Annotated in this window: 7 protein-coding genes and 3 pseudogenes; all 10 read left to right on the forward strand. The window is 71.3% G+C overall.

The genetic code is table 11. The annotated features are described in order from the left end of the window. The coding region (locus TA90_RS11015; protein ID WP_043536450.1) for a 30S ribosomal protein S2 at positions 1 to 319 on the forward strand (319 nt) is incomplete at its 5' end. Between the two features lie 28 nt (positions 320 to 347). Continuing rightward, the gene (tsf, locus tag TA90_RS11020) at positions 348 to 1,181 is read left to right on the forward strand and encodes a translation elongation factor Ts (RefSeq protein WP_043536452.1); all 834 of its coding nucleotides are present in this window, start codon (positions 348 to 350) and stop codon (positions 1,179 to 1,181) included. 78 nt (positions 1,182 to 1,259) lie between these two features. Then, positions 1,260 to 2,003: a UMP kinase gene (pyrH, locus tag TA90_RS11025; RefSeq protein ID WP_043536453.1), complete on the forward strand. Its 744-nt coding sequence runs from the start codon at positions 1,260 to 1,262 to the stop codon at positions 2,001 to 2,003. Then, entirely contained in the window at positions 2,000 to 2,557 is a 558-nt protein-coding gene (gene frr, locus TA90_RS11030) for a ribosome recycling factor (protein ID WP_043536455.1), read from the forward strand. The genes pyrH and frr overlap by 4 nt, the downstream gene beginning before the upstream one ends. After that, a pseudogene (locus tag TA90_RS11035) lies at positions 2,557 to 3,446 on the forward strand (phosphatidate cytidylyltransferase). Before frr ends, TA90_RS11035 begins: the two are co-directional and overlap by 1 nt. Further along, a pseudogene (gene rlmN, locus TA90_RS11040) lies at positions 3,440 to 4,701 on the forward strand (23S rRNA (adenine(2503)-C(2))-methyltransferase RlmN). The pseudogenes TA90_RS11035 and rlmN overlap by 7 nt, the downstream one beginning before the upstream one ends. Beyond that, positions 4,698 to 5,249 (forward strand): DivIVA domain-containing protein, encoded by a 552-nt coding sequence (locus TA90_RS11045; protein WP_043536459.1) that lies wholly within the window; start codon positions 4,698 to 4,700, stop codon positions 5,247 to 5,249. The pseudogene rlmN and the gene TA90_RS11045 overlap by 4 nt, the downstream one beginning before the upstream one ends. A gap of 17 nt (positions 5,250 to 5,266) precedes the next feature. Continuing rightward, positions 5,267 to 6,514 (forward strand): 1-deoxy-D-xylulose-5-phosphate reductoisomerase, encoded by a 1,248-nt coding sequence (gene dxr, locus TA90_RS11050; RefSeq protein ID WP_043536460.1) that lies wholly within the window; start codon positions 5,267 to 5,269, stop codon positions 6,512 to 6,514. Between the two features lie 71 nt (positions 6,515 to 6,585). Then, positions 6,586 to 6,945, forward strand: a pseudogene (locus TA90_RS15655) (site-2 protease family protein); the annotation flags it as partial. Between the two features lie 194 nt (positions 6,946 to 7,139). Continuing rightward, positions 7,140 to 7,618: site-2 protease family protein (locus TA90_RS15660; RefSeq protein ID WP_231550731.1), on the forward strand; the 479-nt coding region annotated here is incomplete at its 3' end.

The raw sequence follows: 7,618 nt of genomic DNA on the forward strand, positions 1-7,618 counted from the left end.
CGGCGAGGTCGACTACCGGATCCCCGGCAACGACGACGCCATCCGCGCCGTCGCCCTGCTGACCCGCGTGGTCGCCGACGCCGTGGCCGACGGGCTGCTGGCACGCTCCGCCGCCCACAAGTCGACCGGTGAGGAGGCCGAGCCCACCGCTGCCGAGCCCCTGGCCGAGTGGGAGCGCGAGCTCCTGGAGAAGTCCGGCAAGCCCGCCGAGGGGGCCGCCGCCACCGAGGCGCCCGCCACCGAGGCGCCCGCCACCGAGACGCCCGCCGTGGAGGCTGCTCCCGCCGAGGCCGCCCCCGCCGCCACCACCCAGGACTGAACCGTTCTTCACGGAAGGAGAGACATCAATGGCGAACTTCACCGCTGCTGACGTCAAGGCGCTGCGCGAGCAGACCGGCGCCGGGATGATGGATGTCAAGAAGGCACTGACCGAGGCCGAGGGCAATCCGGAGAAGGCACTCGAGATCATCCGCCTCAAGGGTCTCAAGTCGCTGTCCAAGCGCGAGGACCGCGTGGCCTCCGCCGGACTCGTGGCCGCCAAGGTCGTCGACGACGGCAAGGTGGGCGTGCTGGTCGAGGTCAACTCGGAGACGGACTTCGTCGCGAAGAACCAGAAGTTCATCGACTTCGCGAACTCCGTGCTCGACGCGGCCGTCGCCTCGGGCGCCACGGACCTGGAGTCCCTGCTCGCCGCCCCGCTGGGTGAGGGCACGGTCCAGGACGCGGTCAACGCGATGGGCGCCGTCATCGGGGAGAAGATCGAGGTCACCCGCCTCGTGCGCGTCGAGGGCGAGCACGTCGACCTCTACCTGCACCAGACGAGCCCCGACCTGCCCCCGCAGGTGGGCGTCTTCGTCGTCACCGATGCCGCAGGTGCCCCGGTGGCACACGACATCGCGATGCACATCGCCGCCTTCCAGCCCCTCTACCTCGACCGGGACCACGTCCCCGCCGACGTGCTGGACAAGGAGCGGGCGACGCTCGAGAAGCTCACCCTCCAGGAGGGCAAGCCGGAGAAGATCGTCCCGAAGATCGTCGAGGGACGCCTCAACGCCTTCTTCAAGGACAACGCCCTGGTCGACCAGGACTTCGCCCGCGACCCGTCCAAGACGGTGGGCAAGGTCCTCAAGGAGGCCGGCGCGACGGTCACGGAATTCGTGCGCGTCCACGTCGGATCCTGAACCGACGGTGATGGCCCCGCCCCCGGGCGGGGCCATCACCACACCATGCCCACTGCCACCCTACGAAGGAGCCCACAGATGAATGCCCAGGGACGCCGACGTGTCCTGCTCAAACTCTCCGGCGAGGCCTTCGGCGGGGGCAAGGTCGGTCTCGACCCCACGGTCGTGCGCGGCATCGCCGAGCAGATCGCCGTCGCCGTGAGGGCCGGGGTCGAGGTCGCCGTGGTCGTGGGCGGTGGGAACTTCTTCCGGGGTGCCGAACTGTCACGTTCGGGCATGGACCGTGCGCGCGCCGACTACATGGGCATGCTCGGCACCGTGATGAACGCCCTGGCGCTCCAGGACTTCATCGAGCAGTCCGGGGTGCCCTCGCGGGTGCAGAGTGCCATCGCGATGCAGCAGGTCGCGGAGCCCTACATCCCCCTGAGGGCCATCCGCCACATGGAGAAGGGGCGCGTCGTGGTCTTCGGTGCCGGCGCCGGCATGCCCTACTTCTCCACCGACACGGTCTCCGCCCAGCGCGCGCTGGAGACACACTGCGACGAACTGCTCGTCGCGAAGAACGGCGTGGACGGCGTCTACGACGACGACCCGAACACCAACCCGACGGCGATCCGCTTCGAGTTCCTCACCTACGCCGAGGCGCTGGGCCAGGGACTGCGGGTGGTCGACGCCGCGGCCTTCGCCCTGGGCCAGGAGAACGGGCTGACCATGCGCGTCTTCGGCATGACCGAGCCGGGGAACGTCACCAAGGCACTGCTCGGCGACTCAGTCGGTACGCTGGTGAGCGCCGAACCCGCACAGACGAAGGAGCAACCGTGATCGACGACATCCTGCTCGACGCAGAGGACAAGATGGACCGGGCGGTCGAGGTCGCCCGCAGCGAGTTCGGGAACATCCGCACCGGGCGTGCCAATGCCGGCATGTTCCAGCACATCCCCGTCGACTACTACGGCGCCCCCACCCCCATGCAGCAGCTCGCCTCCTTCCAGATCCCCGAGGCACGCACCGTGCTGATCTCACCCTTCGACCGCACCGCCACGCAGGAGATCCTGCGCGCCCTGCGCGAGTCCGACCTCGGCGTGAACCCGACGGACGACGGCAACGTCATCCGCGTCGTCCTGCCCGCGCTCACCGAGGAGCGCCGCCGCGAGTACGTCAAGCAGGCCAAGACCAAGGCGGAGGACGCCCGGGTCTCGGTGCGCGGCATCCGCCGCAAGGCCAAGGAGCAGCTCGACCGCCTCAAGAAGGACGGCGAGGCGGGCGAGGACGAGGTCGACCGTGCCGAGAAGTCCCTCGAGGCCCTCACCAGGACCCAGGTGGAGCAGATCGACGAACTGCTCAGCACCAAGGAGAGCGAGCTCCTGACGATCTGATGGCGACCGAGCCGACCCGGTCCCGGGCGGAGCGGATCCTGCGACCCAGGCCGACACAGGACCATCCCCCCCTGCCCGCCTCGGGCCGGGCGGGCCGCAACCTGCCCGCGGCGATCGCCACGGCAGTGGTGCTCATCGGCGCCCTCACAGCGGGTCTGGTGTACTGGACGCCCGGCTTCGTGGCCATGGTCGTCGCGCTGTGCCTGATGGCGACGTGGGAGCTCGGGGGTGCCTTCGCCCGCACGGGCGTCTCGGTCACCATGCCCCCCGTCTACGTGGGGACCGTGGGCATCCTCGTGAGCTCCTGGGCGATGGGACCCGAGGCGACCCTGGTGGCCCTCTTCCTCACGGTGTTCGTCATCATCGTCTGGCGACTCATGGAGGGACGCGGGTCCTCCATGGTCCCCGACGTCGTGACCTCGGTGTTCTGCGTGGTCTACGTCCCCTTCCTCGCGGCCTTCGTGCTCCTCATGCGTGCGGAGTCGGGGAGTGCTGCGGTGGTCGGGCTCTACGTCGCGATCACGGTGTCGAACGACATCGGGGGCTGGGCCGCGGGGGTCCTCTTCGGCAGGCACCCGATGTCGCCACGCATCTCGCCCCACAAGTCCTGGGAGGGCTTCGCGGGGTCCGTGCTCATGTGCTGCGGCGTCGGTGTGGCCGGTGCCGTGCTGCTGGGGGCCAGTGGTGGTGGGGTCTGGTCGCGGGTGTCCTCGCCGCCGTCGTCGGCACCGTCGGCGACCTCACCGAGTCCGCGATCAAGCGTGAGGTGGGACTGAAGGACATGTCCAACCTCCTGCCGGGGCACGGGGGCGTCCTCGACCGCATGGACTCCCTGCTGATGAGCGCCCCCGTCCTCTACCTGGTCCTCAGGGCCGCACTGGGATGGTGAACGACATGGCGACTTCCGACACTCACCGTGGGCGGCGCGAGATCCGCCCCACGGACCAACCCCCGAGGGGGCGTCGAGCCCCGACGCGCGCCCGGTCATCTCCTTCACGGCCCGGCGCCGGGGCAGGGCACCCTCGCACCTCGTGGACCTCGACCTCGCGGGACGCAAGCAGGTCCTGCGCGACAGTGGGCTGCCCGCCTTCCGCGCCGACCAGCTCTCGCGGCACTACTTCGAACACTTCACCGCCGACCCCGCCGAGATGAGCGACCTGCCCGCCTCCCTGGCGGAGGCGGTGCGCTCGACGCTCCTGCCGCCGCTGACCCGTGAGGTCACGGCACTGGAGGCGGACGGCGGGGAGACGGTCAAGCAGCTGTGGGAGCTCTTCGACGGGGCACGTGTGGAGTCCGTCCTCATGCGCTACCCGGGGCGCACCACCCTGTGCATCTCCTCCCAGGCGGGGTGCGGGATGGCCTGCCCCTTCTGTGCGACCGGGCAGATGGGACTGACGCGGAACCTCTCCACCGCGGAGATCATCGAGCAGGTCCGCCTCGCCCACCGTGCCTGTGCGGAGGGCCGCCTGGCAGGGGGACCGACCCGCCTGAGCAACGTCGTCTTCATGGGCATGGGCGAGCCCATGGCCAACTACCGCAGTGTCGTCCAGGCCCTCCACCGGCTCGTGGACCCCGCACCCGAGGGGTTCGGGATGTCCGCCCGCAACATCACGGTGTCCACCGTCGGACTGGTGCCCGCCATCGACAAGCTCGCCGCCGAGGGGATGCCGGTCACCCTCGCGGTGTCCCTGCACGCCCCTGACGACGACCTGCGTGACGAGCTGATCCCGATCAACTCCCGGTGGAAGGTGGGCGAGCTGCTGGACGCCGCGCGACGCTACTTCGTGGCGTCGGGACGCAGGGTGTCCATCGAGTACGCACTCATCCGCGACATGAACGACCAGGCCTGGCGCGCCCAGCTCCTGGCCGACGAGCTCAACAGGCGCGGACACGGGTGGGCCCATGTCAACCCGATCCCCCTGAACCCGACACCGGGGTCGATCTGGACGGCGTCCACACGACGCGCGCAGAATGAGTTCGTGGAGACCCTGCGGGCGAGCGGTATCGTGACCACGATCCGTGACACGCGCGGGTCCGACATCGACGGCGCCTGCGGCCAGCTGGCCACGGCCGTCCGGCAGCGGGAGACGAAGCAGCCCGTCGCCGTCCAGGCCGTGAGGCCCGACACCGAGGAGGCACGATGACGGACGCGTTCCCCCGCGTCAACATCTTCCGCAAGGGGTATGACCCGGAGTCGGTGGATGCGTTCTTCGAGGACGCCCGGCGCGCGTACGAGGGCGGGGTGCCAGCCGAGCAGTTCAGCGCCGAGCAGGTCCGGCAGGCGACCTTCACCCTCAGGCGCGGCGGGTACCGCATCGACGCGGTCGACTCGGCGATGAACCGTCTGGAGGCCGCCTTCGTCCAGCGTGACCGTGCGGACCACGTGGCGGTGAACGGGGAGAACGCCTGGTTCGAGCGCGTCGCCGACCGGGCGACCACGCTCTACCCGCGACTCCTGCGCCCCAAGGGTGAGCGTTTCGCCCACCCCGACCGTGGTCGTGGCTACGACGCGGAGTCCGTCGACGAACTCCTCGAACGGCTGGCCGACTACTTCGACGACCGTGGTGACATCGGCGTGGAGGACATCCGCCACGCGGTGTTCCCCCCCGCCAAGGGTCGCAAGGCCTACGCGGAGGGCCCCGTGGACGCCTACCTGGGGCGTGCCGTGGAGATCCTGCTGGCGGTCAGCTGAGGGTGGGACCGCTGCAGGTGCCGGCTGCCACCGGGGAGGGGACGTCGTCCGTCCCCCCGCGCGACGTCGTCGTCCTCGGGTCCACCGGCTCGATCGGGACGCAGGCGCTCGACGTCGTCGACTCCCATCCCGGACGCCTCCGTGTGCGCGCGCTGGCGGCGGGTGGTTCGCACCCCGGGCTCCTGGCGGACCAGGTGGCGTTGCACCGTCCCGAGGTCGTCGCCCTCGCCCAGGGGGACCCCGGGGAGTTCCTCGCACTCCTGCCCGCCCGCCACCCGGGGTCCGGGCGCGTCCCGGAGGTCGTCACGGGCCCCGATGCGGCGACCCGCGTGGCAGGTGCCTTCCCGGACTCCGTGGTCCTCAACGGCATCGCCGGCGGCGTCGGCCTCGGCCCGACACTGGCGGCCCTCGCCTCCGGGGCGACGCTGGCCCTGGCGAACAAGGAGTCCCTCGTGGTCGGGGGCGCACTCGTCAGGCGGGCCATGGTGCGCCCCGGCCAGGTGGTCCCCGTCGACTCCGAGCACTCGGCCATCGCCCAGTCCCTGCGTGCGGGGGTCCACGAACGTGGCCTGACCTCGCCGGTGCTCTCCGGGCGCTCCGAGGTGGCCGACCTGGTCCTCACCGCCTCCGGTGGCCCGTTCCGCGGGCGCACGAGGGCGGAGCTGGCCGACGTCACACCCGAACAGGCCCTGGCGCACCCCACCTGGTCGATGGGGCCGGTGGTGACCGTCAACTCCTCCACCCTGGTCAACAAGGGGCTCGAGCTCATCGAGGCACACCTCCTCTTCGACGTCGACCCGGCGCACATCCTCACCACCGTCCACCCCCAGTCCATCGTCCACTCGATGGTGACCTGGCGGGACGGGGCGACGATCGCCCAGGCGTCACCCCCCGACATGCGCCTGCCCATCGCGCTGGGACTGGCCTGGCCGGAGCGCCTGGAACACGTCGAGCAGCCACTCACATGGGACGCCGCGCAGTCCTGGACCTTCGAGCCCGTGGACGACGTGACCTTCCCCGCCGTCTCCCTCGCCCGTGCGGCCGTGGCGGCCTCTCCCACCCACCCCGCAGTGCTCAACGCAGCCAACGAGGTCCTCGTCGACGCCTTCCTGCGCGGGGAGATCCCGTGGCTCGGCATCGTCGACACCCTCACCGAGGTCGTCGCCGCCCACGAGGGCATCACCGAGCCGACCCTGGAGGACGTGCTCGGCGTGGAGGAGTGGGCCCGGGCGCGGGCCGGCGAGGCCGTGGGGGCACTGCGGTGAGCTTCGTCCTGGGTGTGCTGGTGGTCGTCGTGGGGCTGGTCGTCTCGGTGGCCCTCCACGAGATCGGGCACATGGTCCCGGCCAAACGCTTCGGGGTGCTCGTGCCCATGTACTCCGTCGGGTTCGGTCCCGTCCTGTGGCAGCGCACGTGGCGGGGGACCACCTACGCCCTGCGCGCAGTCCTCCTGGGCGGTTACGTGCGCATCGTCGGCATGTTCGCCCCGGCACGGCCCGGTACGCGCACCATGAACCGCCACGGCCGCCCCACCCTCGCGCAGGAGGCCCGCCTCGCCAGCGCGGAGGAGGTCCCCGCCGGCCAGGAGGCCCACGCCTTCCACCGCCTCTCCGCCCCGCGCAAGGCGGTCGTCATGGCGAGCGGCCCCGCGATGAACCTGCTGATCTGCGTCGTCCTGCTCGCGGTGGCCATGATGGGCATCGGGCGGGCGACACCCTCCACGACCCTGCAGGAGGTCACCTCGACGGTGACGACCTCCTCCGGTGACGTGGAGGCCCCGGCCCGGGAGGCCGGGATCGAGGCGGTGACCGGATCGTCTCCTGGGACGGGACGGCGACGCCCTCGTGGCAGGACGTCCGCGACGCGATCGCCGCCTCCGACGGCTCGGCGGTGCCGGTGGTCGTCGAGCGTGCGGGGTCGGACGTGGACCTCACGGTCACCCCCGTGCGCAATGCGCAGGGGGAGTGGGCCATCGGGATCGTCGCTGGCTTCGACTACGTGCCCACCGGTCCGGGGGAGGTGGCGTCCGCGACCTGGCAGCTCTTCACGGGGACCGCCTCGGTGGTGGTGCGCCTCCCGTCCGCCGTGTGGGACGTGGGGCGTTCCCTGTTCACCTCCCAGGCCCGCGACCCCAACGGTGTCGTCTCCGTCGTGGGGGTCGGCCGTGTGGCCGGGGAGATCACCCAGGCAGGGGACGCGGCCGGCGCAGCCGGGGCGCGCCAGACGGTCGCGGCGCTGCTGGCGCTGCTGGCCTCGCTCAACATGGCGCTCTTCGTGTTCAACCTGATCCCCCTGCCCCCGCTGGACGGGGGCACGTGGCCGGCGCCGTCTACGAGGGCGTGCGCCGCAGCTGGGCGCGCCTGCGTGGT

The organism is Actinomyces polynesiensis (assembly GCF_000820725.1).
GTDB lineage: Bacteria > Actinomycetota > Actinomycetes > Actinomycetales > Actinomycetaceae > Pauljensenia > Pauljensenia polynesiensis.